Origin of the sequence: Nocardia sp. NPDC002869 (assembly GCF_046764065.1) — a bacterium.
GTDB lineage: Bacteria > Actinomycetota > Actinomycetes > Mycobacteriales > Mycobacteriaceae > Nocardia > Nocardia rhamnosiphila.
Map to the genome: position 1 here is coordinate 1 of NZ_JBKOOL010000022.1, position 26,519 is coordinate 26,519.

Genomic DNA, 26,519 nt, shown 5'->3' on the forward strand with positions numbered 1-26,519 from the left:
CGCTCGGCGGCCTCGGCACCGCCGACGACAAGGCCATCGACAAAGCCCTCGGCGCGGTCTACGACAGCGGTAGCGGCGCGGGCCGCTCCCGCGGTGACCGGGCGGGCGGCCTCGGCGGGTCGGCGCCGCGGGTCGCTCGGTGGCTCGGTGATATCCGCACCTACTTCCCGTCGACGGTGGTCGAGGTCGTGCAGCGGGACGCGGTGGAGCGACTGAACCTCACCCAGCTGCTGCTGGAACCGGAGCTCATGGAGGCGGTCGAACCCGATGTGCACCTGGTCGGCACGCTGCTGAGCCTGAACCGGGTCATCCCGGAAACCACCAAGGCCACCGCCCGCATGGTGGTGTCGAAAGTGGTCAAGGAGATCGAGGAAAGGATCGCGACCCGTACCGTGGCCGCGGTGAGCGGGGCGCTCAACCGGTCCGCCCGGACCTCCCGGCCCACACCGCGCGATATCGATTTCGACCGCACCATCCGCAAGAACCTCGCCAATTACCTGCCCGAACAGCGCACCATCATCGCCGAACGGCTGGTGGGTTACGGCCGGCGGGCCCAGGCGGTGCATCGTGATGTGATCCTGGCGATCGACCAATCCGGTTCCATGGCCTCCAGCGTGGTGTACTCCTCGGTGTTCGGCGCGGTCTTGGCGTCGATGCGGTCGCTGCGCACCTCACTGGTGGTGTTCGACACCGAGGTCGTGGACCTCACCGAAAAGCTGTCCGACCCGGTCGATGTACTGTTCGGCACCCAGCTCGGCGGCGGCACCTACATCAACCGGGCCCTCGCCTACTGCCAGTCGCTCATCACCCGCCCCACCGACAGCCTGTTCTTCCTGATCTCCGACCTCTACGAGGGCGGGGTCCGGGAGGAGATGCTGCGCCGCGTGCACGCCATGAAGGAATCGGGTGTCCAGGTGGTGGTACTGCTGGCGCTCTCCGATGACGGCGCGCCCTCCTACGATCGCGAGAACGCCGCGGCGCTGGCGGCACTCGGCGTGCCGGCCTTCGCCTGCACCCCCGACCGGTTCCCCGACCTGCTGGCCCAGGCCCTGAACCGGGGGGACCTCATGCGCTGGGGAACCGAGCACCGCTGAAACCGGCGCGCACTCCGTGACCCGGCCCGCTCGGGCCGGACCACGGAGCCGGATTCACAGGTCGGCGATCGCGGCCAGCGGTGGGGTGCGGGCGGCCCGGATCGCCGGCCAGAGCGCGGCCAGCACTCCCACGATCGCGGAGCCGACCAGCATGTACACCAACTGATCCCACGGCACCGCGATCCGGTCCAGGCCGAGATCCCGCAGGGTGCGCAGGAATCCGACACCCAGGCCCAGGCCCAGGACCGCCCCGACGAGGGCACCGAACACCGCGATCAACATGGATTCCAGGTAGATCGTGCGGCGTACCTGCGCCCGCTGGGTGCCCACCGCGCGCAGCATGCCGATCTCCCGGCGGCGCTCCACCACCGAAAGCGCCAAAGTGTTCACAATGCCCAGTACCGCGATCACCACCGCCAGTGCGAGCAGCCCGTAGAGGATGGCCAGCAGGTTGTTGATCTGCTTGGCGTTCTCGCCCTTGAACTCCTCGCGGTCCATAACCTGCACGATCACGAATTCCTCGGTGGCACGCTCCAGATCGGTGCGCATGGACGCGAGGTCGGCCCCCGATCGGGCCTTGACCAGTACCGCGACATCGGCCCGCAGGGATATCGGAACCGCCCGCTCGTAGACCGTCGAAGGCACCATCAGCGGCCCCAGGACCCGCGAATCCGCGTAGACCCCGGCCACCGTCAACGGGATCTCCGTACCGTCGAGGGTTTTCACCGGTAACCGGTCACCGGTGGTCACCCCGTGCTGGGTCGCTTCGTCCTCACCGAGCAGGATTTCGGAGTCGCCGAGAGTCGCCGAACCGCTCAGCATGTCGAGGTTCACGACCTGGTCCAGGGGGCCGTCGGGCGAGGTGCCGAATTCGTCGTCGTCACCGATCTTCAGCGCCAGTCCGCGCAGGCCCACGATCTGCGCCGCCTCGGGCACCTTCGCCCGCACCGCGTCGGCGGCGCCGGTCGGCACGCCCATCATCTGCGGCCCGGTGAGGACGTAGTCGGCTTCGATCCCCTGGTCCACCACCCGGGAGATGCTGACCTTCGCCGATTCGCCGAGCATGCCGATGGCGGTGACCAGCATGAGTCCCAGGGTCAGCGCGAAGGCGGTGGCAGCCGTACGGCGGGGATTGCGAGTCGCATTGTTGCGCGCCATCCGCCCGATCGATCCGAAGGGCCGGGTGAGCACGCCCAGTCCGGCCAGCACCGGGCGTGACAGCGCGGGCGAGGCGAACAGCACCGCCAGGATCAGGCCCAGCGCCCCGACGCCCACCACGGCGGCCGCCCCGCCGCCGGTGTTACGGGCACCCAGCACCACCAGCAGGATGCCGGCGATCGCCAGTACCACGCCGGTCACCGTGCGCGCCCGCAACGTGTCACCGGCGGAGGCGAACTCCTCGCGCATGGCCTGCACCGGCGGGATCCGGGAGGCACGGCGGGCCGGGGCGTACGCACTCACCACCGTCACCAGCAGGCCGACCGCGAAGGCGACCGCCACCGTCCGGGGCAGGACGGCCATCCGGCCCGTCGGCAAGCCGAGATCGAACGCGTTCAGCAGCCCGGCGAGTCCGTAGGCGAGCCCGATACCGGCCAGTAGGCCGAGCAGACTGCCGAGCACGCCGACGACCAGTGCCTCCCCGACCACCGACCGGCCCACCTGACCGCGGCTCGCGCCGACGGCCCGCAGCAGCGCGAGTTCGCGCAACCGCTGCGCCACCAGCATCGAGAAGGTGTTGTAGATGATGAAGGTGCCGACGATCAGCGCGATGGCGCCGAAGGCCAGCAGGAAGTAGTTCAGGAAGTTCAGCGCCTCGGAGAGCTGGGCCCGCATATCGGCGCGCACCTGGTCACCGTTCTGCACCTTATAGTCCGGGTACAGCATGGACAGCCGGTCACGCAGGGTGTCCCCGGGTATGCCCTCGGCCGCGATATCGACGTAGGCGACATGGGTGCCGTCGGTGAACAGTTCCCTGGCCTGCGACTCGGTGAACTGCAGCCCGATGAAACCGCCGGTATCCGACGGCGGTGCGTAGATGCCGGTGAGTGTGACGTCGATCGGTCCGCCGTGGGAGGGGATGAGCACCTTGGTGTGGTCCCCGACCTTCAGGCCGGCCCGTTCGGCGGCACCGGTGTTGAGGGCTATCCGGCCGGGTTCGGCAGGGGGTACGCCGGCGACGAACGGATCGGGCTCGGCGACCGCCCGCTGCGGCGGGAGATAGGCCTGTCCCGAGCTGGGCGCGCCGCCGGTCTGCACCGCTTTCTTCCCCGACGGATCGAGCAGCACCACCGACCCCTCGATACCGGGGGCCACGGTGCGGACCCCGTCCATGCCTGCGATCCGGTCGACCACGTCCTGGGGAATACCCGCGGACTGCCGCTCCTCCGGGCTCACCCGCACATCGACGCCCTTGGCCTCGTTGGCGAAGATCCCGTCGAAGGTGCGCTGCAGCGTATCGGTGAAGACGAACGACCCCGCGATGAACGCGGTCCCGAGGACCACCGACAGCAGCGTCAGGACGAGCCGCACCTTGTGCGCGGCGAGATTGCGCAGCGCCACCCTGCGCATGGGATCGGCGGCCACTACCGGACCGCCTGCGCCGGTCGGAGACGCTCACACATTCCGGGGTGCGTCACCGGACCTCCAGGGCTTTCATCCGGTCCAGCACCGAGTCGGCGGTCGGATCCCGCATCTCGTCCACGATCCGGCCGTCGGCCAGGAAGACCACGCGGTCCGCGTAGGCCGCGGCGGTGGGTTCGTGGGTGACGATGACGACCGTCTGGCCGAATTCGTCCACCGCCGCCCGCAAGATCGACAGCACTTCGCCGGAGGAGTGGGAGTCCAGGTTGCCGGTCGGTTCGTCACCGAAGATGATCTGCGGTTTAGCTGCCAGCGCCCGCGCACAGGCGACGCGCTGCTGCTGGCCGCCGGACAGTTCGCTGGGCCGGTGGCCCAGCCGGTCCTCCAGACCGAGCCGCTTCAGCACCGTGTCGATCCATTCCGAATCCGGGGCCCGGCCGGCGATATCGAGCGGCAGGGTGATGTTCTCCAGCGCGGTCAGCGTCGGGACCAGGTTGAACGCCTGGAACACGAAGCCGACGCGGTCCCGCCGCAGGGCGGTCATCTGTTTGTCGGACAGGTCGGTGAGCTCGGTGTCACCGATCCGCACCAGGCCCGAACTGGCCTCGTCCAATCCCGCCAGACAGTGCATGAGGGTCGATTTCCCGGAGCCGGACGGCCCCATGATCGCGGTGAACTCGCCCCGCGCGAAATCGACCGTTACCGCGTCCAGCGCGGTGACCCGCGTATCCCCGGACCCGTAGACCTTGGTCAGTTCGATGGCGCCGGCGGCGACGGTGGACGGGGCGCCCGGCTCGGCCGGGTCCACGTCGACAGCGTGAGCAGTCATGGGTCCAGTGTGTCGGGCCGCCGCGAGCCGCGCCATCCGGGATCGCCCTGACCGCTCGTACCCCTGAGGGGTCGCCGGGTACGCGGGTGGGATGACACCCGCCGGTGGAAGACGAAACGGCGGGCCCACCTGCCGTGGGACCCGCCGTTATCGCTACGTCACTCAGTTCAGCGGTGCCGACTTCCACCAGGTCAGCATCTCGTCGATGGTGCCGACGACGCCGTCGGTGTACATCAGGTACTGGGCTCGTTCGGGATCGTTGGTGAACACCGTGACCATCTTCGGGCCGTCACTGTCCCATGCGTAGTTGGTGTAGGTCTGGCCGCCGTTGGCGTCGGTGGATTTCTCCGAGGTCGCGGGCAGTCCCTTGACCACCGATTCCGCCTCGGCCGCGGAGGCGTAGGCGTAGATCCGGTAGAACGGGTCGTCATTGTTGTTACCGCCGTAGCAGCGCCACTGCCAGGCCCATTTACCGAAGTCGGGTTCGCCGTCGTCGGGGCTGGGTATGTAGCTGCTGTCGGTCTCCCAGCATTTCGCGTCGTGGTACCCGACCTCTTCGGACGTCGACCCGGGCACCAGCCGCGGGAATTCCTTGCTGATGGAGTCCGCGGTCGCGGGTACCGGGGCCACGGTGGTCTGGGTGCCGGCGCCGGCGGCCGTGGGGTCGGTTCCGCCGCCTCCGTCGCTCCCGGCGAGGGCCACCACGCCGATGACGACAACGATCAGCACCACGAGCCCGACACAGATGGCGACGATGAGCCCGGTGTTCGACTTGGGCGGGCGCGGCGCCTGCTGGACCTGAGCCATCGGCTGCGGATAGCTCGTGGGCTGGGTGTATCCGCCCGGTGTTCCGCCGCCGTACGGCTGGCCGACGGGTGTGGTGTACCCGAGAGTGCCGCCGTAGGGCTGCTGGTGCCCGTCGCCGGGACCTTGTTGGAATCCGCTCGCGTACTGCTGGCCCGGCGCCCCGCCGGCGTAGGGCTGACCCTGGACACCATTGGCATAGGGCTGGCCCTGCACATTGCTCGCATAGGGCTGCGCCGGTACGCCCCCGGCGTAGGGCTGGGGCGCCACGGTACTCGGGTACTGATTCGCCCCGCTGTTGTACGGCCCGGACTGATACGACGGGTTCACCATGGTGGGCGGCGGTGCGGCCAGCGGGATCGCCGGGGAACTCGGCGAAGTGAGAGCCTGTTTGGCGGCTTCGGCGAATTCGGTGCACGAGGTGAACCGGTCGTCGGGACGCTTCGCCATCGCCTTGGCCAGGACCGCGTCCAGCGACGGCGGCAGTTCCGGCCGGGCCGCGCTCAGCGACGGCGGCGGCGACTGCAGATGCCCCTGGATGACCCCCGCCGGGTTCGTGGAGGTGAACGGTCCGCTGCCGGTGAGCAACCAGTACAGCGAACAGGCCAGCGAATACTGGTCCGAGCGGTGATCGAGGTCGGCACCGGTGAGCTGTTCGGGTGAGGCGTAGGCCAGCGTGGCCGTGAACGTACCGGTCTGGGTGAGGTGTCCGGTGTCGTCGCGCAGGCGCGCGATACCGAAATCGGTCAGGTAGACCCGTTCGCCGCGGCCGCCGGTCGAGCGCGCCAGCAGGATATTGGCCGGTTTCACGTCCCGATGCATCACTCCCATACCGTGCGCGTAGTCGAGCGCGGACGCGGTTTCGGCGATGATCTGGACAGCGCGTTCGGGCGGCAACTTCTGCGGATCCACCGAGGCGGCGTCGATACCGTCGATGTACTGCATCGAGATCCACAGCTGTTCGTCTTCGAGACCGCGGTCGTAGACCGTGACGATATTGGGGTGGTCCAGGCGGGCGACCAGATCGGCCTCCCGTTCGAACCTGGCGCGCACCTCCTTGTCGAAGAACATCTCGCGGTTCAGCAGCTTGAGCGCTGTCATCCGCGGCAGCCGCGGATGTTTCGCGAGGTAGACCGAGCCCATCCCACCCCGGCCGAGTTGCCGGTCGATGACATAGCCGGCGAAAACATCGCCGTTGGCCAGCATGTCTGCTCCAATTCCCGCCTGCGGGACCGGGACCCACCGGTACGCAGGCGTAGACGAAAAGCGTGTCCGGGCCGCAGCGGTCCGGGCACACGAAATCATCGAAACCATAGCAGCAGTCGATGGAGCGCCGAGGGCTCTCACCGGTCCGCACACGCAGCCACAGCACGGTCGCTACACCGACACTGCGCTACCGGCGCGCCGCAGGGCTCCCGGTGCCGGGCCGACCCACCGCGGGTACACGGGATCCCGGCGCTACGGCGTCGCGCCCGGATCCCGGGGCGGCCGGGGAGGTTGCGCCACCGGCGGGGTCATCCCGGGACGGTTGCGGAAGCCGGGCAGATCGATCATCGCCGGTTCGGCCGGACCCGAGCGGTGCGCCCGGTCGGGGCGGGCGGCCCGTTCGTCCGCCGGGGATACGGTGTCGGGCGCGTGCCGGGCATCGGGGCCGGGCTGCCGGAACTCGGCCGAACCCGGTTGCGGTCCGGCCGGAGGCCGGGGGCCGCCTGGGCCGGGCGGCGGTGCGGGCTGCCGGTATTCGGCGGACCGGTAGGGCGGGACCCGGCCCGGATGCGGGTACTCGGTGGACGGATACCTCGGCGGCGGCGGGCCGGGGCGGCGGTGTTCGGTGGAGGGATACGCCGGCACGCTCCGCGGCCCGGGCTGCCGGAACTCCCCCGATCCGTACCCCGGTGCGGGCCCGGTCGGCGCCGGATACCGCTGGGCAGGCCGTAATCTGACCCCTGGCGGCCCGCCACGCGGTCCCGGTGGACGCAGTGTGCGCGCGGCGGCCGTCGCGAATTCGGTACAGCTGAGGAACCGGTCGGCGGGATTCTTGGCCAGGGCCCGCGCGAGGACCTCGTCGAGCCCCGGGGGCAGCCCGGGCCGGATCCGGGTGAGCCGGGGCACCGGTGCGGTCAGATGAGCCTGGATGAGCTCGGCCGGATTGTTGCCGCGATACGGCCCCGACCCGGTGAGCAGCCAGAACAGGGTGCAGGCCAGTGAGTACTGGTCGCCGCGGTGGTCGAGTTTCGCGCCGGTCAGCTGTTCGGGTGCGGCATAGGCCAGGGTCGCGGTGATGGTGTCGGCCGCGGCGATGGTGGTTTCGGCGTCGCGCACCCCCGCGATCCCGAAATCGGTGAGCAGCACCCGTTCCGGCTGTCCGATGGGCGGCTTCGCGAGCAGGATGTTGCCCGGCTTCACATCCCGGTGCAGCACGCCGTTGGCGTGGGCGAAGTCCAGGGCGATCCCGGTATCGGCGACGATCTGGACCGCCCGCCGGGGATCGAGGACGTGCAGATCCACCAGCGAGGCATCCGAACCCGGCACGTACTGCATCGAGATCCAGAGCTGTTTGCCCTCGGCGCCGCGGTCGTAGACGGTGACGATATTGGGATGTTCGAGCCGGCCCGCCAGTTCGGATTCCCGTTCGAACCGCAGACGGATCTCCCTGTCCGAGTACAGGTTCGGGTTGAGCAGTTTCAGCGCGACCAGCCGCGGAAGCCGCGGGTGCCGGGCGAGGAACACCATGCCCATCCCGCCGACGCCCAGCCGCCGCCGGATGGCATAGCCCGCGAAGTCGTCACCGGGCTCGAGCATGGCCGATTCCCCCTCGTCGGGTCGTACGCGTGTCTTCCGGTGTATCTTCCCGCACCGCCCGGGCGCAACACGAGAGCCGGTTGTCGGTTCGGGCCGATAGTCTGACGCCATGCGCATTGGAGCACATGTCCGCACGGACAGCGACCCGATCGGGTACGGCGAGCGACTCGGCGCCGATATCGTCCAATTGTTCGTGGTGGATCCGCAGAGCTGGGACAAACCCGCACCGCATCCGGCGACCGAGCAGATCCTGGCCAGCCCGATCGATGTGGTGGTCCATTCCTCCTATCAGATCAATGTGGCCAGCACCAACAACCGGCTGCGGATGCCCTCGCGTAACGCGGTGGCCCAGCAGGCGCGGGCGGCGGCCGATCTCGGCGCGTTCGGGCTGGTCGTGCACGGCGGTCATGTGCGCAACGACGACGAGATGGAAGCCGGTTTCGTCAACTGGCGCAAACTGTTCGAGCGCCAGCAGGACAAGGGCGGTTTCGCGGTCCCGATCCTGATCGAGAACACCGCCGGCGGCAACCACGCCATGGCCCGGCATTTCGACAATATCGCCCGCCTCTGGGAGGCGGTCGGCGAATACGGGGCCGGGTTCTGCCTCGATACCTGTCATGCCTGGGCGGGCGGGGAGGAACTGGTCGGCGTGGTGGAACGGATCCGGGGCATCACGGGCCGGATCGATCTGGTGCACCTCAATTCCTCCCGGGACCCGTTCGATTCGGGCGCGGACCGGCATGCCAATTTCGCCGAGGGCACCATCGATCCGGATCTGCTCACCGAGGTGTGCCGGACCGCCGACGCGCCGGTGGTGCTGGAGACCCCCGCCGAGGGTATCGCCGACGATCTGACCTATCTGCGCGAACATCTGGGCTAGGCGTACCTCCGCATTCGCTCCGGCCATGCGCGTCTTGCGTACCTCCGCATTCGCTCCGGCCATGCGCGTCTTGCGTACCTCCGCATTCGCTCCGGCCATGCGCGTTTTGCGTACCTCCGCATTCGCTCCGGCCGTGCGCGTATTGCGTACCTCCGCATTCGCTCCGGCCGTGCGCGTCCGCAGGCAACCCCGAAACAAGCACAGCACACCCCGAGATCTGGTGGCGCAGCGTTGTGATCAGCGCGACCGCAATCCTGTTCGGTGCCCGCGCCCGGTGGTGTGCTCGAGAGGCGAACGATTCCGCTCTCGATCCGTGAGGTGCTCATGACATCCGAAAACGCCACCCCCGCCACCCTCCCCACCGTGGTCAAGCTCGGGTCCAGGATCGGAGCGCGTATCGACGGGGTGCGGCTGGGCGGTGACCTCGGTCCGGCGGCCGTCGAAGCCATCCGCAAGGCGCTGGTGGAACACAAGGTGATCTTCTTCCGCGGCCAGGGCCAGCTGACCGAGGACGGCCAGTACGAGTTCGCCGAACTGCTCGGCAGCCCGACCACGCCGCATCCGACGGTCACCTCGCACGGCGAGAAGACCCTGGCCATCGACTCCGAGTACGGCAGCGCCAACAGCTGGCACACCGATGTCACATTCGTGGACCGTATTCCGAAGGCGTCGATCCTGCGGGCGGTGACCCTGCCGCCCTACGGCGGCTCCACCACCTGGGCCTCCACCGTGGCCGCCTACGATTCGCTGCCCGAGCCGCTGCGGCTGCTGGCGCAGAACCTGCGGGCGGTGCACACCAATGTCTACGACTATGTGGGCCGCCACGGTGAGCACCCGGACGAGAAGACCGAGGAGCACCGCGCCGAGTTCGAGTCCTCGCTCTACGAAACCGAGCACCCGGTGGTGCGGGTCCATCCGGAGAGCGGCAAGCGCGCGCTGCTGCTCGGTCATTTCGTGCGGAACTTCGCCGGTTTCTCGACCACCGAATCACAGGCGCTGTTCCGGATCCTCCAGGACCGGGTGATCCGGCTGGAGAACACGGTGCGCTGGGATTGGCAGCTCGGCGATGTCGCGATCTGGGACAACCGCGCCACCCAGCACTACGCGGTCGACGATTACGACGGACAGCCGCGCCGGCTGACCCGGATCACCCTTGCCGGTGATATCCCGGTGGGTGTCGACGGCCGGCCGAGCACCGTCCTCACCGGTGACGCCGGTCACTATTCGGTGGTCGAGTCGCCGCGCGCGCTGGCCTCGTGAGCCGGTAGGCCCCGCGGCCGCGGCGAGCACCGAGGTCCGCGGGGCAAACCCGGGTGCGACCGGCCACGGGGGCATCCGCCAGACTGGGGGCCATGAACTACTGGCCACCGACAGGTTCGCCCTATGCGGCACCGGGCGCTACCGGGGCCTTCCCGGCCGATTCCGGGGCCGGTGTCGCGGACCGGGTCCGGACCCCTCGTGGCGGCGCTGCGGGGGTCGCGCGGTGAAACGACGTCGTACTGCCCGCGGCCCACGGGACCGCAACCGCCACGAACTCCGCGCCCCCGCGCACCGGCGGCCGACGGTCCATCCCAACCCCGCGAGCCTCAGTGACAAGCCCTGCGGTGGCGTGATGTGTGTCCGTCCCGGGCCGGGGCAGCCCGAGAACGGCTCCTGACAGGAGCGCTGGCTAATCGTCTTCCTCGGATTTCTGCGTGAGGGACGATATGGCCTGGATCAGGGGTATCAAGGTGGACATCGCACCGAGGCCACCACCGCCCTCCCCCGGCTCCTGGCTACCGAATACCGGGCTCCGTATCGGCATGCCGGCGCTGGGCGAGAGGGCATCGGAGGTCATCTGGCCGGGTAGGTCGGCGGCGCGTGCCGTGGGGCCGTCAGGCGTCCTGAGGAAGTGCGGGCCATCGCCGGCATTCAGAATGACGCGTCCATCCTGCGTTTCGTACCGTTGGGCTCTCTTCGGCAGGTTCTGGTCGATTCGAAGGGCATTGTCTTCGGAATCCTGGCGGGCCCGGAGCACTACGTGCTGAGCCTTCCCCAGCGCGGAGTCGATGTGCCCGCGCATGATCACTTCTTGATTCTTGGTCAATTTGCCCGGGACCGACAGTTGATCCTGCAGGGTTGTGACCGTGTCCCGGAGGGTGCCCAATGCGCGAGGCCCGATCATGGAGGCATCGTCGACGGCAGATCCGGCGATCTGATCGCCGCTTTCGATGTCTTTCCGCCAGTGGACGACCTTTTTGCGGTGCCCCCCGTATTCGTGGGCGATAGCACCCCTGCCGATATCCTCACCCCCGGGTGAGGCCGAATCGAACCGGTGGTCCCGCCCTGGCGAATCACCGGCTTTGGTCCCGGGACGGATCACGTGGTCCCGATAGGTCCGCCGTGCCGAATCCCCGGAGTCATCACCGGGACCGATCAGATGGAGGCTGGGCTTGCCTTCGGCATTACCCGGCCCCATGCTGTCGACCGCTTTTTGCAGCGCCGTTTCGGCTCTTTTCACGATGTGCAGGAGGTCCGCGGAGCCATCCGGGCGAGGCAAGCGCACGTGAAACCGATTTTTATTTGCCATGGTTGTTCCTGAGTTCGTGTCGATGCGGAGTCAGTTCGCATTTGTCTGCCGGAGTGATGGTGGGTAGGGAGATGGGCCCGGGCCCGATACGGTGGCCGGCTCCCTGGCTCACCCGGCCGAACGGACGACATGGTGGGGCCGGGTCGCGGGGCTCGGCAGGTTCACCGCGGGGGGCGGCGCGACCGTGATCGGGGTGGTGATCGTGGCGGGGCCTGCAGGTGTGGCGGCGGACGAGCCGGCCGCGAGCAGTGGGTGGTTGACCACTTGGGCGTAGCTGTAGGCGGCATCCCGGAGCAGTTGACGGGACGGCTTGTCGGCGAGTAGCAGGAGAAGTTCGACGGCCCGAAGCTCCAGCGTGAGTATCCGTGTGGCCTCCGAGGCTTGGCCGGGTAGCGGTTCGGCACCGCTGAACACGGCGGTGCCGAGGTGGTGCACGGGCCCGTTTGCACCGGAATGGCGGAGCTCCGCCCACCACGCCGAGGGAACCGTCTGTCCCCGGTCGAGCCGGGTCAGAAGGCGTTCACGGAGTTTGTGGAGTTCGCCGCCGTCCCGGTTCTGTCGCCCGAGCCGAGCATGGGCGTCGGAGGCGAGGCCGGCGATGCAGACCGAGATCATGGTGTCCGGCACCGTGTCGATCGCCGGGTCCAGGCCGTCCGAGCTGTAGATGCCGAGGCGGTCGACGAGACGTGCGGTGGTGTCGATCGGATACAGCCCGGGGGTGATGGCGCCTTCGGCCGCGGCGTCGGGGACGGCGCCGCGAAGGCTTACGTCCACCGTGCCGGTGGTGACGAGGGCCGTCATCCGCGAATTGTGCCTCGCTCCCCACACCGATCCGAATCCGACCAGAATCCGCGCCGGATCGGCGGCACCTTCCCAGGCGGTTTCCACACCGTCCAGGGTGTTGGCTATTTTCGGAGCCCACGGTGTGGCGATCGTGCTCGGGAACTGTGCGCCCGCGGGTAGCCAACCGCGGCCTTGGTTCGATGTCACGAACGTTTGCACCAGATCGCCCGCACGCATCACCGCAACCGCCCAATCCAGCCCGGGGATGTCCGGCGCGCTGTTGATTATTGTGCTCAGCTGCTTCCTGGCAAGGTCGAGGTCGGTGTCGTCCGAGGTGTTACTTGCGCGCGACCACGGTGTTTCGCGCCTGCCGTCTCGACCGCCGAAACCGACCATGGCAGTGCCGGCATCGTTGGTTGCCGCCGTCACCGATCGGCCGAGGGCGTCGATCAACCGCGGGTCCGAGGCCGGAACGTTCGTCGTAGTGGTGGAGCTCGGGTGGCTCGAGGAGTCTGCGGCGGAGCCGGTGTCGCCTGCGAAGCTCGGTGAATTCGAGTGCGTTGCGGGGGTCGGTAAAACAAAAGGCCCGGCGAGAGCCGGTGAATTCGAGTGTTCTCCGGCGGAAGCCGCTTGCTCGGTACTTCGCCCGCTCTGCTGATCGACCAACTCCATCTGCCATGCCGCGGTGCGCAGATTGTCGGCGGTGAGTTGATGAGTATCGGCGAGTGCGTTGCCGTCGGCCTGCCGGGCGTCGACATAGCGGAGTAGCGCCTCATAGACCGGCAGTGCAATGTTGCCGTATAAGGCGAGATAGCTGTCGAGCCACTCGGCGGGCGGCGCTACCCGGGCACGGATCTTGTCGGCCTCCTCCTCATGGTGGATCGCCAACTCCCGCAACAGGTCGAGATCGATGTCCAGTGGTTCGGTCATACCGGCGGTTCTCCTGCTGTGATGTCCAGCGTTCTTCGGGTGCGGTGCACATGGGTCGGAGAAACGATGTGGGAGAACTCCGACATCCGACCGTGGCCGCCGCAGTCGTCATGTGGCGGCGATCCGCACCGGCAGGCGGACGCCGCCGACCGTACTACGTTCGACATGCGGTCGCGATCGTGATGGGCCCGGTCTACCTCCGCTCACGCCGCATTGCCGCTCGAACCGATTTGCGCGGGCGTCGAACCGGGCGGCGGTCGCCACCGACGACCCTGCCGCGTCGAGCGTCGTTTCGATGAGAACGGTGAGGCACAACTCGCGGGTCCGAGGCGTGGCGTCATGGTCCCCTCCTTCGCGCCGAGACGGCTTTCCGGTTCGCTCGAGTGAAAGTCGACAGTACGAAGCGCGTCTTCAGAACTTCTTGAGCAATGATTAGGAAATCGTTAGATAGTTCCGGTGCGGAGCGCCGGGAACGAGGTCGTGAGCGGCCGGGTCCAGGCCGTGGCACATCAGAGCCGTGTTTGCCCTGTTGACGATCTCGGGTAGCTGTTGACTCCCGGCGCGCTTGTTCCGCCTGATGACGAAGCGGGGCACCAGGGTTCGAGATCCATTGCAGATATCTGCCGCCCCGGTCGCGGACGTCTTTTCAGTAGCGGCAGCTGACCGAGGGCGGCTCTATGGTGGTGCCATGACGCCCATTGTGGCTACCCTATGGGTGAAATCAGGCAGCGAGGAGGTGCGCGGCGCGTTCCCGGGGACCTCCGTACGGGCCGAATCAGACCCCGGCTCACGCCTGATTCCTACCGCAGTCCCCAGCCGGAGACCTGCAAGGGAGAGTGCGCCTCAGTGACCGGACAACGCATCCTGGTCGTGGACGACGAGGCCCGAGTTCTCGCGTCGCTGCGGCGAGGGCTCGAACTTTCGCATTTCGAGGTGGTGAGCGCGCGTGACGGCGCCCAAGCCCTCGCTCTGGTGCGCAGCGCCGAGCCGGACGCCATGGTGCTCGATGTGAATATGCCGAACCTCGACGGGGCGGGCGTGGTCACGTCATTGCGCGCCATGGGCAACGACCTCCCTATCTGCGTGCTGAGCGCCCGTACCGCGGTCAGCGATCGCATCGCCGCTCTGGAACGTGGCGCCGACGATTACCTGACCAAGCCCTTCGACCTCGGCGAGCTCGTCGCCCGCCTACATGCGCTGCTGCGTCGTCGGCCGATACAGATCCGGCTGCCCGGTGATGACCAACGCCAGGTCGGGCAGGTGCGGATCGACCGGTCCGGACATCGGGTGTACGCAAGCGGCCGGCAGGTGGAGCTGACCAAACGGGAGTTCGAGGTGCTCGCCCACATGGCAGCGAACGTCGGCGTTGTACTCAGCCGCGAGCAGATCCTCTCCGCGGTATGGGGCTACGACTTCAACACCGACACCAACGTGGTGGATGTGTTCGTCTCCTACCTGCGGCGGAAGCTGGAAATGCACGGTGTGCCGCGGGTGATCCACACCGTGCGCGGGGTCGGATTCGTACTGCGGGAGGAAGCATGAACGAATATCGGCATCAGCACGATCGAACCCAGCGTGGACAAGTCGGCGGGGTCGGCCGGTGAGGCCGACGAGAGGCACAGGGTCCCTGTCGTTGCGTGCTCGCGTGGCGCTGGTTTCGGGGGTTGTCGCGGCGCTTGTCGCGCTCACTCTCGGCATCGCCTATACCGCGCTGCTCGACGCCACGGGTTCGCGGCAGTTCGACGAAACAGTCTCGACCATGGGCGTGGCGCTCGCACCGCCGGGAGACGCGGCGCCGCCTCTGGTGATTCGGACTCGCACCGCCTCGCCACCGGACCTCGATGGCCCGTTCCCGCCACCGGAATTCGCCCTGACCTTCCCACCACCGGATCTCTCTCCACCCGGGCAGCCCGGTGCAATCCACACCGTCGTCGCGGGAGGGTCCGGGTTGGTGGTGCGGCTGGAGCCCGATCGTGCGCCGGCGGATTCGGCCATCCGTCGCGGCCAGCTCATCGGTGTCGGAATCGGTATCGCGGGCGTGCTGCTCGCGGCGGTGCTCGGCTGGTTCCTGGCCGGTTACGCCGCACGGCCACTGCGCAGATTGGCGACCGCGACCCACGACATCGACACCCTCGAGCATTTACCACCGCTCAGCGGCCGCGGCGCCCGTGAGGCGGAGGAACTCTCCGATGCCATCACTCGCATGCTCGCCCGACTCGAGGCCGCACACGGTGCCACCAATCGTGCACTCGCCGGCGCCCGGGACTTCGCCGCGGTCTGCGCGCACGAGCTGCGCACACCGCTCACCGCGATGCGCACCGACCTGGAAGTTCTGGCCACCAAGGAACCACCCGCCGAACAGCAGCGCGAAATACTCGCCGATGTCCTGCTCGCCGAGCGCCAGATCGAGAACACCTTGACCGATCTGGAACAACTCGCCGTCGGCGAACTCACCGAATCCGACGCCTTCGACCCCTTCGACCTCTGCGAAACCCTCGACCGCGCCGTACAGGACGCGCGCCGCCGATACCCCGAAGTCGACATCGATCTCACCGAATGTCCGCGGATGACGGTGACCGGTCTACCCGGCGGGCTCATGCTCATCGTCACCAACGCGGTCGCCAACGCCGTACAGCACGGTCACGCGCACACCATCACGGTCTCGGCCCGCGGCGGCTCCGACGCTATCGAGATCACCATCGATGACGATGGCACCGGCATCCCCGTAACGCTCCTCCCGACCGCCTTCGACCGCTTCGTCAAGGGTCATGGGTCCCCCGGCTCCGGCCTGGGCCTGGCCCTGGTCCGGCAACAAGCCGAACTCCATTCCGGCACAGCGGAACTGCACTCCAGTCCGCTGGGTGGCGTACGCCTGCGCGTCCGGATCGACCCAGGGCTGTGAGTCGGAGCGCAGCAGCTACTTCCCTGTCAGCGAAGCCGCACTGCAGAACGGCCGGCACCGCTACGGAAGGTAGCCCGGCGCGGACTCAGCGCATACCGGGCAGACCGGCGAAGAGGAACTCGAACACGGTCGGATGGTTCTGATAGATCCGGGTGGACGGGATGAACGGATTGACCTCCGAGGTGTCGGTGACCACGTAATCGGAGTGGCTGCCCGGCACCCGGTCCAGGACGCCCGCGCAGCGCGGCCCGCCGGTGGCGTTCACCTTGGGCAGATCGTTCGGGTACTGGTAGGCCTCGGCCCCGTACATGAAGCTGGCGTTGAACGAGGCGCCCGGGTTGCGGCCGCCCATCAGGTCGTCGGCCAGCGGCATCGCTTTGGCCAGACCGCGGATGACGCAGTCCAGGGAAGGTTTGTAGGCGTCGAGCAGTTCGGTGGTGGGCCGGAGCAGGTCCAGCGCGGTGGCCAGGTTCTGTTCGTTCTCGGTCAGAACCGCGCCGGTGGTATCGGACAGGCCGATCGTATCCAGCAGCAAGGCGTCGAAGCTCTGCTCATTGTCGGTGAGCGTGTGGCCGAGGGCGGTGGCATTGTCCACCGTGCGCAGCAGATCCGGGGCGGTGTCGGCGTAGACGTTCGTCACCGCGGCGGTGGCCCGGAAATCGTGCTGTAGCGCGGGAATGCTCGGATTGATCTCGCGTAACAGCCGGTCCGCGTTCACCAGCAGGTCGCCGAGTCGCTCGCCGCGTCCCTGCAGCGCGGTACCGAGCGCGGTGAGCGTGGCGTTCAGTTTCACCGGTTCGACCATGTTCAGGACTTCGGTGAGCCGCTCGAACAGCGTGTTGAATTCGACGGTCACCGATTCGCCGCGCAGGACCTGGCCCGGTCGCAGGCGGCCGGCGGGCTGGGCCGGTTCCAGGAAGTTCACGTATTTGGCGCCGAACACCGTGGTGGAGCGAATATCGACCCCGGCGTTGCCCGGGACGAGGCGCATCAGGTCCGGGTTCATATCGAGTTCGAGGCGGACCTCCCCGTTACCGGATTCGATCTTGCCGACCCGGCCGACCTCCACGCCCCGGAATTTCACCTTGGCGTCGGGATCCATCACCAGCCCGCTGCGCGGTACCACCACCGATACCGGTTCCTTCGGCGTGAACCCGCCGAAGAACATGACCAGCGAGAAGACCACAGCCAGGGCGATGACCAGCACCATCCCCAGGGCCGCGAGCTTGTACCGCACGACGGCCCAGACTTTGTGCGGTGTCGTTGTCGGCCGATCGGACCGATTGTGTATCGGTACCACCACTCACCTGCCTCAAGCCGTTCGGCGCCCCGGCGTGCCGAACTGAACCGGATTTATGTCCAGACAGTTGTCCATGTTATGGCCGATTCAATCCGGGCGGGCGGTTTTCACCGATCACGTCCGGATTGCGCCGTATCACGCTGTTTTCGCAGGTAGAAAGTGAAAAAGGCCCGCTCACCACTGGGTGATCGGGCCTCGATCATAAGCCGTTACGGCATCGATTACAGCGCTTTCTCGATCGCCGCGACCAGCGTGTCCGCATCCGGTGTGGTGGTGGGCCGGAAACGCCCCACCACACTGCCGTCCCGGTCGATCAGGAACTTCTCGAAGTTCCACTGCACATCACCGGCCGCGCCCTCGGCGTCGGGCGTTTCGATGATCTCCCGGTACAGCGGATGCCGGCCGTCGCCGTTCACCTCGACCTTCTCCAGCAGGGGAAAGTCCACACCGTAGGTGATGGAACAGAACTGCTGGATCTCCTCGGCGCTGCCCGGCTCCTGCCCCATGAACTGGTTGCACGGCACACCGACCACACTGAAACCGCGGTCACCGTAGCTCTTCTGCAGGTCGACCAACCCGGTGTACTGCGGTGTGAGACCGCATTTCGACGCGACGTTCACCAGCAGCACCACCCGGTCGCCGACCAGCTCACCGAGCGTGGACGCCGAACCCGACAGTGTGTTCACCGGAATATCCCGAATGTTCATTCGTACCGCACCTGCCAACTCTTGATTCCGTTGATCCACCCCGATCGCAACCGTACCGGATCGGAAACGGATTTCAGGTCGGGTATGGCATCGGCGATCGCGTTGAACATCAGGTCGATTTCCAGCCGGGCCAGATTGGCGCCCACACAGTAATGGGTGCCGGTACCGCCGAATCCGACATGCGGATTCGGATCGCGCAGGATATCGAAGGTGAACGGTTCGTCGAACCCTTCTTCGTCGAAATTGGCCGAGCTGTAGAACAATCCGAGGCGCTGCCCCTTCTTGATCTCCTGCCCGCCCAGGACGTGATCGGCGGTGGCGGTGCGCTGGAACGCGGTCACCGGAGTGGCCCAGCGCACGATCTCGTCCGGCGCGGTCCGCGGCCGCTGCTCCCGGTACAGCGCCCACTGTTCCGGGTTGTCCACGAACGCCTTCATCCCGTGGGTGATGGCATTGCGAGTGGTCTCGTTACCGGCCACCGCGAGCAGGATGACGAAGAACCCGAACTCGTCGGAGGCCAGCCCCTCCCCGTCGACATCGGCATCGACCAGCTGGGTCACGATATCGTCGGCCGGACACGACCGCCGCTGTTCGGCCATGTTCCAGGCGTAGCCGAGGATCTCCGCCGAGGCCACGGTCGGGTCGCCGTATTCGGGATCGTCGTAGTTGAGCATCTGATTCGACCAGTCGAACACCTTGCGCCGGTCCTCCTGCGGGACCCCCAGCAGTTCGGCGATCGCCTGCAGGGGCAGTTCGCAGGCGACCTGGGTGACGAAATCGCCACCGCCGCTCTTCTTCGCCTCGTGCACGATGCGGTGCGCGCGCTCGGTGAGCGCCGCGCGCAAACCCTCCACCGCCCGCGGGGTGAAACCCTTGGAGATGATCCGCCGCACCTTGGAATGCTTCGGGGGATCCATGTTCACCAGCAGCGCCTCGGTGAGTTGCATCTGGTCGGGGGTGATATCGCCGGGCAGCCGGACGATGGACCCCTTCTGCTGTGAGGAGTACAGCTCCGGGTTGCGGGACAGCTCCTTGACGTCCTCCAGCGTGCTGACCACCCAGTAGCCGCCGTCGTTGAAACCGCCCGAGGTCTCGTCGGATTGGGCGTTCCACCACACCGGCGCCGTCCGGCGCAGGAGCGCGAATTCCTCGACCGGACTGCGAGCGGCCCACAGTGCGGGGTCGGTGAAATCGAAACCCGGGGGCAGTGCCATTGACATCAGGAGTCCTTTCCTTCTCCCGGGAGCGGCCGCAGCGGCGCTTCCGGTTGCACCTCGACCAGCACGAGATGGGCACCCCGCGGGGTGCCGACGACCGCGGATACCGCCCGGGCCAGATCGGAGGCCCGCAGCATGTACGGATGCCGTGCCAGCCCCCAGGCCTGCCAGGACTCCAGCAGCGGCCCCACCACCTCGGGCGAGGCGTTCATGCCCATCCCGGTCACGGTCGGACCGGGCCGGACCAGCGAGGCCCGGATACCGGTGCCCTCGAGTTCCATCCGCAGCTGCTGCACCATCGCCTCGACGCCGGCCTTGGCCGCGCTGTAGGCCCCGTTCCACGGCCGCGGCAGCGGCGCGCAATCGGAACTGATCAGCACCACGTCGCCGCGCCGGCGGGCCAGCATGCCGGGCAGCACCGCATGGGCCATCCGATGCGCGCCGATCAGATGGATCTGCACCTGATGCGCGAAATCGGCCGGGTCCATGTCCTGGATGAGGCCGAATTCGATATCACCGGCCCCGGAGACCAGGACCTCGGTGGGCCCGATGGCCGCCTCGGCGGCGGCGACGAATTCGTCCACCGAGGCCTGGTCGGTCACATCGAGGCGGTGGGCGAACGCGGTACCGCCCTCGGCCCGGATCTTCCCGGCCAGTTCTTCCAGGATTTCCACCCGGCGCGCGCCGAGCGCCACCGGATGGCCCTGCGCGGCCAACTCCGCGGCGGTGGCGGCGCCGATACCCGACGAGGCGCCGGCCACGATGGTCGGCCGCTTCTCGGGATGGGGATCGAACCGGGGCATCTACCGCACCTCCACGGAGATCGGGAGCTTGGCGAAGCCCCGCACATTGGACGAGTGCACGCGGACGAATTCGTCCTCGCGCACCCGGTAGGACTTCACCCGCGCGGCGAATTCGCGCAGCGCGACCGTCGCTTCCAGGCGGGCCAGATGGGCGCCGAGACAGAAATGCACACCGGCGCCGAAGCTGGCCGGATTGCCCTTCTCGGCGCGGTCCAGGTCGTAGCTGTCGGCATTGTCGAAGACCTCGCCGTCCCGGTTGGCCGAACCGATCAGCAGCAGCACCTTGGACCCCGCCGGGACGACCCGGCCGTGGTACTCCAGATCCGCGGTGGCGGTCCGCGCGACGATCTGGCTGGAGGTGTCGTAGCGCAGGGTCTCCTCGACCCAGTCCGGGACCCGCTCCGGATCGGCGGCGACCTTGGCGTATTCCGCCGGGTTGCGGCCGGCCCAGTACAGGGCGTTGCCCAGCAGTTTGGTGGTGGTCTCGTTCCCGGCCACCACCATCAGGAACATGAATCCGATGATCTCGTCGTCGGTGAGCCGGTCGCCGTCGATCTCGGCTCCGAGCAGCGCGGAGGTGAGGTCGTCGGTGGGGTTCTCCCGGCGCTGCGCGACCATGTCCGAGTAGTAGACCACCAGGTTCAGCGAGGCCTCGATCGCCGAATCCGGGACATCGGTCACCCCGTCCTCGCGATGCATGACCATATCGGCCATATGGCGGATCTCGTCGCGGTCGGCGGCCGGCACCCCCATCAGCTCGGAGATGACGTCCATCGGAAGTTTGCCCGCGAAGTCCTGGATCCAGTCGAATTCACCGCGCTCGAGCGCCGGTTCCAGGTATCCCAGTGTCAGTTGCCGGATGCGGGTCTCCATATCGGCCACCCGCTTGGGGGTGAAACCTTTGAACACCAGCTTGCGCATCCGCATATGCCGGGGGTCGTCCATGGCGAGGAACGACATGGTCTTGTGCGCGTGCGGACCCCAGGCCGCGGGGTCGAGCGAGACGCCGTTGGCATTCGACAGCGCGGCGGCGTTGCGGAATCCCGCGGTGACATCCGCGTGCCGCGACAGCGCGTAGAAATCGAGTTCGGGGTTGTAGTAGAGCGGCGCCTCCGCGCGCAGCCGGGCGTAGACCGGGTACGGGTCTTCGTGGAAGACGTAGTCGTAGGGATCGAACGCCACCGGCTCCAACGATGCGGCCGTCATCGGACCCACCTCTGTTTCGATAACGAGTTCTCGCCGGGCGCGACCGATCGGCCGCGGGGGAGAGACACATAGCTGGACATGTGTCTGGACGGTACCAGCGGCGCGCCCGCGCGACAATGATCGTACGGGAATTGACTGCTCAGGAGCACTGGGACAGCCGAACGGGAATATCGACCCAGGCTACCCCACCCCTCCGGGGCGAGTGTGCGGCACGATCAGCACGGAGCGCCGAACGATAGAACCCGTTCTTGCACTCGAGAAAGAGTCCGGACTATATTCCATACACCTGTCCAGACAGTATTGGGGTCTTTCATGAACAGTCTTCTGCCCGGCGACAGTTCTCGACTGCTGATCGGCGGCAGCCTCGTGCCCGGCGGCAACGGCGTGTTCGACAATGTGAACCCGGCGACCGAAGAGGTCATCGGCATCGCGGCCGACGCGGACGCCGCCGATATGAATGCCGCCATCGCCGCCGCCCGCACCGCCTTCGACGCCACCGAATGGTCCCGGGACCACGCGTTCCGGGTGCGCTGCCTGGAGCAATTGCAGGCCGGCCTGAAGGCGCACGCGGAGGAGCTGCGCGAGATCACCGTCGCCGAGGTGGGCGCGCCGATCATGTTCACCAGCGGACCCCAGCTCGACGGACCCGTCGAGGACCTGGGCTTCCCCACCCGACTGGCCGCGAACTACGAATGGGAAACCGAACTCGGGGTGGCCGCGCCGATGGGCATCAGCACCCACCGGGCGCTGCGCCGCGAAGCGGTCGGCGTGGTCGGCGCGATCACCCCGTGGAACTTCCCGCACCAGATCAACTTCGCGAAATTGGGCCCGGCGCTGGCCGCCGGCAACACCGTCGTCCTCAAACCCGCCCCGGACACTCCGTGGTGCGCGGCGGCGCTGGCCTCGATCATCACCGAGGAGACCGAGATCCCGCCCGGGGTGGTCAATATCGTCACCTCCGCCGATCACGGCCTCGGCGCACAGCTCTCCGGTGATCCGCGGGTCGATCTGATCAGTTTCACCGGGTCCACCAATACCGGCCGCGCCGTGATGGCGTCGGCCGCGGCCAATCTCAAGAAGACCTTCCTCGAACTCGGCGGGAAGTCGGCGTTCATCGTGCTCGACGACGCCGATCTCGCCACCGCGGTGGGCTACGCCGGGTTCTCGCTGTGTGTGCACGCCGGCCAGGGTTGCGCCCTGTCCACCCGCCTGCTGGTACCGCGGCACAAGTACGAGGAGGCGCTGGAGGCCGCCGCGAACACCATGCGTGGTATCCGTCCGGGCGATCCGACGAGCCCCGGCACCGTCTGCGGTCCGGTGATCTCCGACCGGCAGCGCACCAGGGTGCTCGGCTATATCGACAGCGCCCGCGCCGACGGCGGCCGGATCGTGGCCGGCGGCGGCCGCCCGGCCGAACACGACCGTGGTTTCTACGTCGAACCCACCGTCATCGCCGACCTGGACAACAGCGCGAAGGCCGCCCAGGAGGAGATCTTCGGCCCGGTCCTGGTGGTGCTCCCCTACGACGGCGACGAGGACGCCATCCGGATCGCCAACGACTCCCCCTACGGCCTGTCCGGCGCGGTGTGGGGGAAGGACCCCGAGCGGATCCGCCGGGTCACCGACCGGGTGCGCACCGGCACGCTCGGCGTCAACGGCGGTATGTGGTACAGCGCCGACGCGCCCTTCGGCGGCTACAAACAGTCCGGTATCGGCCGCGAGATGGGCGTCGCCGGGTTCGAGGAGTACCTGGAGACCAAACTCGTCGCCACCGCGCAGTAGGCGCGCGACCGGCCCCACAGCAGCGGAACCTTTTCCGACCCAGCTTTCCCGATCAACGAGGAGCTCATCCCATGGCTCGTTTCACCGGTAGGACCGCCATCGTCACCGGCGCCGCCCGCGGTATCGGCGAGGTCTACGCGCAGGCGCTGGCCGCCGCGGGCGCGTCGGTCGTCGTCGCGGATCTGAACGAAGAGGGCGGTACCGCCGTCGCCGAGAAGATCGTGGCCGACGGCGGTACCGCGTCGTTCCACACCGTCGACGTCTCGGATCCCGAATCGGCGAAGGCACTGGCCGATTTCACCGTCGAGAAGTACGGCAGGATCGACCATCTGGTGAACAACGCCGCCATCTACAGCGGGATGAACCTCGATCTGCTGCTCACCGTGCCCTGGGACTACTACAAGAAGTTCATGTCGGTGAACCTGGACGGCGCCCTGGTGATGACCCGCGCGGTCTGGGAGAACATGGCGGCAGGCGGCGGCGGTTCGATCGTCAACCAGTCCTCCACGGCGGCCTGGGTGTACTCCGGCTTCTACGGTCTGGCGAAGGTCGGGATCAACGGACTCACCCAGCAGCTGGCCACCGAACTCGGCGGCTCGAACATCCGGGTCAACGCGATCGCCCCGGGGCCCACCGATACCGAGGCCACCAAGACCACCACGCCCGCGAGCATGGTCGAGGATATGGTGAACCGGTTGCCGCTCAAGCGGATGGGCACACCCGACGATATGGCCGGCGCCCTGCTCTACCTGCTCTCCGACGACGCCTCCTGGGTCACCGGGCAGATCTTCTGCGTCGACGGCGGCCAGGTGATCCGGTAGTGAGCGCGGACGCCGCCGGCAGCACCCGGGTCGGTTTCATCGGCCTGGGCGATATGGGCGCGCCGATAGCGAAGAGACTGCTGGACTGGTCCGGCGGTCTCACCGTCTGCGATACCCGGCCCGAGGCGGTGGAACCGTTCACCACCGCGGGCGCCGAGGCCGCCGCCACCGCGGCCGAACTGGCCGCGAAATGCGGGGTCATCAGTATCGCGGTGGTGAACGACCGGCAGGTCCGCGGCGTACTCACCGGCGCGCACGGGGTATTGAGCACCGCCGCGCCGGGCACCGTGGTGGCCGTGCACTCCACCATCGGCGACGAGTCCGCGGTCGAATTCGCCCGGCTCTGCGCCGAACGCGGCGTGCACCTGGTCGATGCCCCGATCAGCGGCGGGGCCGCGGGCGCGAACAGCGGCCGGCTGGCCGTGATGATCGGCGGTAGTGCCGAGGCGGTCGCGGCGGTGCGCGAACCCTTCGGCTGTTTCGCCGATCTCGTGGTCCACGCCGGTGAGGTCGGGGCCGGTACCCGTATGAAGCTGGCCCGCAACCTGCTGCATTTCATCTCGTTCACCGCCGCCGCCGAGGCACAGCGGCTGGCCGAGGCAGCCGGGCTCGATATCAGCGCGCTGGGCCAGGTGGTCCGCCACTCCGACGCGGTGACCGGCGGGGCGGGTTCGATCATGCTGCGCGGTACCACCGCCCCCATCGAGGAGGGCGATTTCTGGTTACCGATTCTGACCCATGTCCGGGAACTCGGGGAGAAGGATCTGTCACTGGCTCTCGACCTGGGCGGCCGAGTCGACGCCGAGCTCCCCTTGGCCGCGCTGGCGCTGACGCGCCTCGGCGAGGGGCTGGGCGTCGGACGGGGCGAGATCGCCGCCGCGCGGTACGGAGCCGCCGCCCCGCCGCAAGACGCCCCCACCGCTGAGCGGGACGGCCACCCCACCCCCGCATCGGGACGTGCCACCATCGCCGCACAGCAGGCCGCACCGGGGACCCCGGCAGCCGGCGCGCAGAACGACAGTAAGGAATCCGAATAATGGCCGACCCCATCTCTCTCCGACCGTTACCCGCCGCCGAGGTCACCGCGTGGGCCCGCACCGCCGATGTGGTCGTGGCCGGCTATGGGATCGCCGGTGTCTGCGCCGCGATCGAGGCGGCGCGGGCCGGGTCGAGCGTGCTGATCCTGGAACGCACCAGCGGCTGGGGCGGTGCGGCGGCGCTGGCCGGCGGTTTCATCTATCTCGGTGGCGGCACGCCGTTGCAGAAGGCACTCGGTTTTGCCGACAGCCCGGAGAACATGGAGAAGTTCATGGTCGCCGCGCTGGGTCCGGGGGTGGACCGCGCGAAAATCGCCGACTACTGCCGCGGCAGTGTCGAACACTACGAGTGGCTGGTGGCCAACGGCGTGCCCTTCAAAGAGGAATTCTGGGACGAACCCGGCTGGGAGCCCCCGCACGACGAGGGACTGATGTACTCCGGCGGGGAGAACGCGGCCCCGTTCAACACCGTCGCCGACCCGGCTCCGCGCGGCCACGTCCCGCAGATGAGCAACAAGCAGACCGGTTCCAAGGGCGGCGGCTACATGCTGATGAAACCGCTGGCCGAAACCGCCGAGAAGCTCGGAGTCGCAGCCGAATACGACACCCGGATCCAGCGCCTGATCGTCGACGGCGACCGGGTCGTCGGAGTGGTCGCCAAACAGTACGGCAAGGAATTGACCATCCGGGCCGAGCGCGGGGTCGTCCTGGCCACCGGCAGTTTCGCCTACCACGATCAGATGATCGAGGGTTTCGCGCCGCGGCTCATGGGCCGTCCGGGCGCCGCCATCGAGGAACACGACGGGATCGCCATCCGGATCGCGCAGGCGCTCGGCGCCGATCTGGCCCATATGGACGCCACCGAGGTCGCGTTCTTCGGCGATCCGCAGATGATGGCGCGCGGCATCCTGGTGAACGGCCGCGGCCAGCGGTATGTCCCCGAGGACACCTATCCCGGGCGGATCGGGCAGATGACCCTGTTCCACCAGGAGAACCAGGCATTCCTGATCATCGGCGAGGCCGCCTACGAGGAATCGCTGACCACCGAGACCTCCACCCCGTTCTTCCGCCAGCCGCCGACCTGGGCGGCGGAGACGATCGCCGAACTCGAATCCGATATCGGCCTGCCCGAACTGGCCCTGCAGACCACGGTCGAGCTGTACAACAAGCACGCCGCGAACGGTCAGGATCCGCTGCTGGGCAAGAAAGCGGAGTGGACGAAACCGCTGGAGGGCCCGTTCGCCGCGTTCGATATGCGCGGATTCACCGCGGGATTCACCCTGGGCGGTCTGCGCACCGATCTGGATTCGCGGGTCCTGCACGTGAACGGCGAACCCATCCCCGGGCTGTTCGCCGCGGGCCGCTGCACCTCCGGGGTCTGCGCGGGCGGATACGCCAGCGGGACCTCGCTGGGTGACGGCAGTTTCTACGGGCGCCGGGCCGGGATTGCGGCCGCGAAGAACTGAAACGGTA

General features: G+C 68.0%; 20 protein-coding genes. 9 read left to right on the forward strand and 11 right to left on the reverse strand.

Translation table 11 applies throughout. The features are described 5' to 3' along the window. The coding region (locus tag ACLML9_RS06610) for a VWA domain-containing protein (protein ID WP_411944644.1) at nucleotides 1-1,094 on the forward strand (1,094 nt) is incomplete at its 5' end. Between the two features lie 54 nt (nucleotides 1,095-1,148). On the opposite strand, the gene ACLML9_RS06615 is transcribed toward ACLML9_RS06610, so the two are convergent. The 4 genes from ACLML9_RS06615 to ACLML9_RS06630 form a co-directional block, all read right to left on the reverse strand. After that, complete coding sequence (locus tag ACLML9_RS06615) at nucleotides 1,149-3,662, reverse strand: ABC transporter permease (RefSeq protein ID WP_411944684.1); 2,514 nt, start codon at nucleotides 3,660-3,662, stop codon at nucleotides 1,149-1,151. Between the two features lie 64 nt (nucleotides 3,663-3,726). Further along, the gene (locus ACLML9_RS06620; RefSeq protein WP_411944645.1) at nucleotides 3,727-4,503 is read right to left on the reverse strand and encodes an ABC transporter ATP-binding protein; all 777 of its coding nucleotides are present in this window, start codon (nucleotides 4,501-4,503) and stop codon (nucleotides 3,727-3,729) included. Between the two features lie 162 nt (nucleotides 4,504-4,665). Beyond that, nucleotides 4,666-6,513, reverse strand: coding sequence for a serine/threonine-protein kinase (locus ACLML9_RS06625; RefSeq protein WP_411944646.1), 1,848 nt, complete (start codon nucleotides 6,511-6,513; stop codon nucleotides 4,666-4,668). A 252-nt stretch (nucleotides 6,514-6,765) separates the two neighbouring features. Beyond that, nucleotides 6,766-8,109, reverse strand: a complete 1,344-nt coding sequence (locus tag ACLML9_RS06630; protein WP_411944647.1) for a serine/threonine-protein kinase — start codon at nucleotides 8,107-8,109, stop codon at nucleotides 6,766-6,768. 109 nt (nucleotides 8,110-8,218) lie between these two features. Between ACLML9_RS06630 and ACLML9_RS06635 the strand changes: the two genes are divergently transcribed. Together ACLML9_RS06635 and ACLML9_RS06640 are read left to right on the forward strand one after the other, a co-directional pair. Further along, nucleotides 8,219-8,989, forward strand: a complete 771-nt coding sequence (locus ACLML9_RS06635; protein ID WP_411944648.1) for a deoxyribonuclease IV — start codon at nucleotides 8,219-8,221, stop codon at nucleotides 8,987-8,989. 324 nt (nucleotides 8,990-9,313) lie between these two features. After that, complete coding sequence (locus tag ACLML9_RS06640; RefSeq protein ID WP_411944649.1) at nucleotides 9,314-10,249, forward strand: TauD/TfdA dioxygenase family protein; 936 nt, start codon at nucleotides 9,314-9,316, stop codon at nucleotides 10,247-10,249. A 409-nt stretch (nucleotides 10,250-10,658) separates the two neighbouring features. On the opposite strand, the gene ACLML9_RS06645 is transcribed toward ACLML9_RS06640, so the two are convergent. Together ACLML9_RS06645 and ACLML9_RS06650 are read right to left on the reverse strand one after the other, a co-directional pair. Further along, nucleotides 10,659-11,558: a hypothetical protein gene (locus ACLML9_RS06645; RefSeq protein ID WP_411944650.1), complete on the reverse strand. Its 900-nt coding sequence runs from the start codon at nucleotides 11,556-11,558 to the stop codon at nucleotides 10,659-10,661. Nucleotides 11,559-11,666: 108 nt separating this feature from the next. After that, the gene (locus ACLML9_RS06650) at nucleotides 11,667-13,271 is read right to left on the reverse strand and encodes a type VII secretion target (protein ID WP_411944651.1); all 1,605 of its coding nucleotides are present in this window, start codon (nucleotides 13,269-13,271) and stop codon (nucleotides 11,667-11,669) included. A gap of 846 nt (nucleotides 13,272-14,117) precedes the next feature. Between ACLML9_RS06650 and ACLML9_RS06655 the strand changes: the two genes are divergently transcribed. Next, nucleotides 14,118-14,813 (forward strand): response regulator transcription factor, encoded by a 696-nt coding sequence (locus ACLML9_RS06655; protein WP_411944652.1) that lies wholly within the window; start codon nucleotides 14,118-14,120, stop codon nucleotides 14,811-14,813. A gap of 103 nt (nucleotides 14,814-14,916) precedes the next feature. Beyond that, the gene (locus ACLML9_RS06660; protein ID WP_411944653.1) at nucleotides 14,917-16,173 is read left to right on the forward strand and encodes a sensor histidine kinase; all 1,257 of its coding nucleotides are present in this window, start codon (nucleotides 14,917-14,919) and stop codon (nucleotides 16,171-16,173) included. A gap of 85 nt (nucleotides 16,174-16,258) precedes the next feature. On the opposite strand, the gene ACLML9_RS06665 is transcribed toward ACLML9_RS06660, so the two are convergent. The 5 genes from ACLML9_RS06665 to ACLML9_RS06685 all read right to left on the reverse strand — a co-directional run bounded on the left by ACLML9_RS06665 (nucleotide 16,259) and on the right by ACLML9_RS06685 (nucleotide 21,406). Next, the gene (locus ACLML9_RS06665) at nucleotides 16,259-17,410 is read right to left on the reverse strand and encodes an MCE family protein (protein WP_411944654.1); all 1,152 of its coding nucleotides are present in this window, start codon (nucleotides 17,408-17,410) and stop codon (nucleotides 16,259-16,261) included. 284 nt (nucleotides 17,411-17,694) lie between these two features. Then, on the reverse strand, nucleotides 17,695-18,180 hold the full coding sequence (locus ACLML9_RS06670) for a glutathione peroxidase (protein ID WP_411944655.1): 486 nt from the start codon (nucleotides 18,178-18,180) through the stop codon (nucleotides 17,695-17,697). After that, on the reverse strand, nucleotides 18,177-19,400 hold the full coding sequence (locus ACLML9_RS06675; RefSeq protein ID WP_411944656.1) for a cytochrome P450: 1,224 nt from the start codon (nucleotides 19,398-19,400) through the stop codon (nucleotides 18,177-18,179). The genes ACLML9_RS06670 and ACLML9_RS06675 overlap by 4 nt, the downstream gene beginning before the upstream one ends. After that, complete coding sequence (locus ACLML9_RS06680) at nucleotides 19,400-20,200, reverse strand: SDR family oxidoreductase (RefSeq protein ID WP_411944657.1); 801 nt, start codon at nucleotides 20,198-20,200, stop codon at nucleotides 19,400-19,402. Before ACLML9_RS06680 ends, ACLML9_RS06675 begins: the two co-directional genes overlap by 1 nt. Further along, nucleotides 20,201-21,406, reverse strand: a complete 1,206-nt coding sequence (locus ACLML9_RS06685) for a cytochrome P450 (protein ID WP_411944658.1) — start codon at nucleotides 21,404-21,406, stop codon at nucleotides 20,201-20,203. It abuts the gene before it with no gap. A 312-nt stretch (nucleotides 21,407-21,718) separates the two neighbouring features. Between ACLML9_RS06685 and ACLML9_RS06690 the strand changes: the two genes are divergently transcribed. From ACLML9_RS06690 to ACLML9_RS06705, 4 genes are all read left to right on the forward strand, one after another. After that, on the forward strand, nucleotides 21,719-23,188 hold the full coding sequence (locus ACLML9_RS06690) for an aldehyde dehydrogenase (protein WP_411944659.1): 1,470 nt from the start codon (nucleotides 21,719-21,721) through the stop codon (nucleotides 23,186-23,188). 71 nt (nucleotides 23,189-23,259) lie between these two features. Further along, nucleotides 23,260-24,009, forward strand: a complete 750-nt coding sequence (locus ACLML9_RS06695) for an SDR family oxidoreductase (RefSeq protein WP_411944660.1) — start codon at nucleotides 23,260-23,262, stop codon at nucleotides 24,007-24,009. Then, nucleotides 24,009-25,046 (forward strand): NAD(P)-dependent oxidoreductase, encoded by a 1,038-nt coding sequence (locus ACLML9_RS06700; RefSeq protein ID WP_411944661.1) that lies wholly within the window; start codon nucleotides 24,009-24,011, stop codon nucleotides 25,044-25,046. The genes ACLML9_RS06695 and ACLML9_RS06700 overlap by 1 nt, the downstream gene beginning before the upstream one ends. Continuing rightward, nucleotides 25,046-26,512, forward strand: a complete 1,467-nt coding sequence (locus ACLML9_RS06705; RefSeq protein WP_411944662.1) for an FAD-dependent oxidoreductase — start codon at nucleotides 25,046-25,048, stop codon at nucleotides 26,510-26,512. Before ACLML9_RS06700 ends, ACLML9_RS06705 begins: the two co-directional genes overlap by 1 nt. Nucleotides 26,513-26,519: the final 7 nt, after the last annotated feature.

Bases quoted from the DNA above. Each gene is read 5' to 3' on its own strand.
- ACLML9_RS06705 (WP_411944662.1), top strand. From the start codon at position 25,046: ATGGCCGACCCCATCTCTCTCCGACCGTTACCCGCCGCCGAGGTCACC.
- ACLML9_RS06695 (WP_411944660.1), top strand. From the start codon at position 23,260: ATGGCTCGTTTCACCGGTAGGACCGCCATCGTCACCGGCGCCGCCCGC.
- ACLML9_RS06675 (WP_411944656.1), bottom strand. From the start codon at position 19,400: ATGTCAATGGCACTGCCCCCGGGTTTCGATTTCACCGACCCCGCACTG.
- ACLML9_RS06650 (WP_411944651.1), bottom strand. From the start codon at position 13,271: ATGACCGAACCACTGGACATCGATCTCGACCTGTTGCGGGAGTTGGCG.
- ACLML9_RS06620 (WP_411944645.1), bottom strand. From the start codon at position 4,503: ATGACTGCTCACGCTGTCGACGTGGACCCGGCCGAGCCGGGCGCCCCG.
- ACLML9_RS06680 (WP_411944657.1), bottom strand. From the start codon at position 20,200: ATGCCCCGGTTCGATCCCCATCCCGAGAAGCGGCCGACCATCGTGGCC.
- ACLML9_RS06645 (WP_411944650.1), bottom strand. From the start codon at position 11,558: ATGGCAAATAAAAATCGGTTTCACGTGCGCTTGCCTCGCCCGGATGGC.
- ACLML9_RS06640 (WP_411944649.1), top strand. From the start codon at position 9,314: ATGACATCCGAAAACGCCACCCCCGCCACCCTCCCCACCGTGGTCAAG.
- ACLML9_RS06690 (WP_411944659.1), top strand. From the start codon at position 21,719: ATGAACAGTCTTCTGCCCGGCGACAGTTCTCGACTGCTGATCGGCGGC.
- ACLML9_RS06635 (WP_411944648.1), top strand. From the start codon at position 8,219: ATGCGCATTGGAGCACATGTCCGCACGGACAGCGACCCGATCGGGTAC.
- ACLML9_RS06685 (WP_411944658.1), bottom strand. From the start codon at position 21,406: ATGACGGCCGCATCGTTGGAGCCGGTGGCGTTCGATCCCTACGACTAC.
- ACLML9_RS06615 (WP_411944684.1), bottom strand. From the start codon at position 3,662: ATGCGCAGGGTGGCGCTGCGCAATCTCGCCGCGCACAAGGTGCGGCTC.
- ACLML9_RS06625 (WP_411944646.1), bottom strand. From the start codon at position 6,513: ATGCTGGCCAACGGCGATGTTTTCGCCGGCTATGTCATCGACCGGCAA.
- ACLML9_RS06630 (WP_411944647.1), bottom strand. From the start codon at position 8,109: ATGCTCGAGCCCGGTGACGACTTCGCGGGCTATGCCATCCGGCGGCGG.
- ACLML9_RS06670 (WP_411944655.1), bottom strand. From the start codon at position 18,180: ATGAACATTCGGGATATTCCGGTGAACACACTGTCGGGTTCGGCGTCC.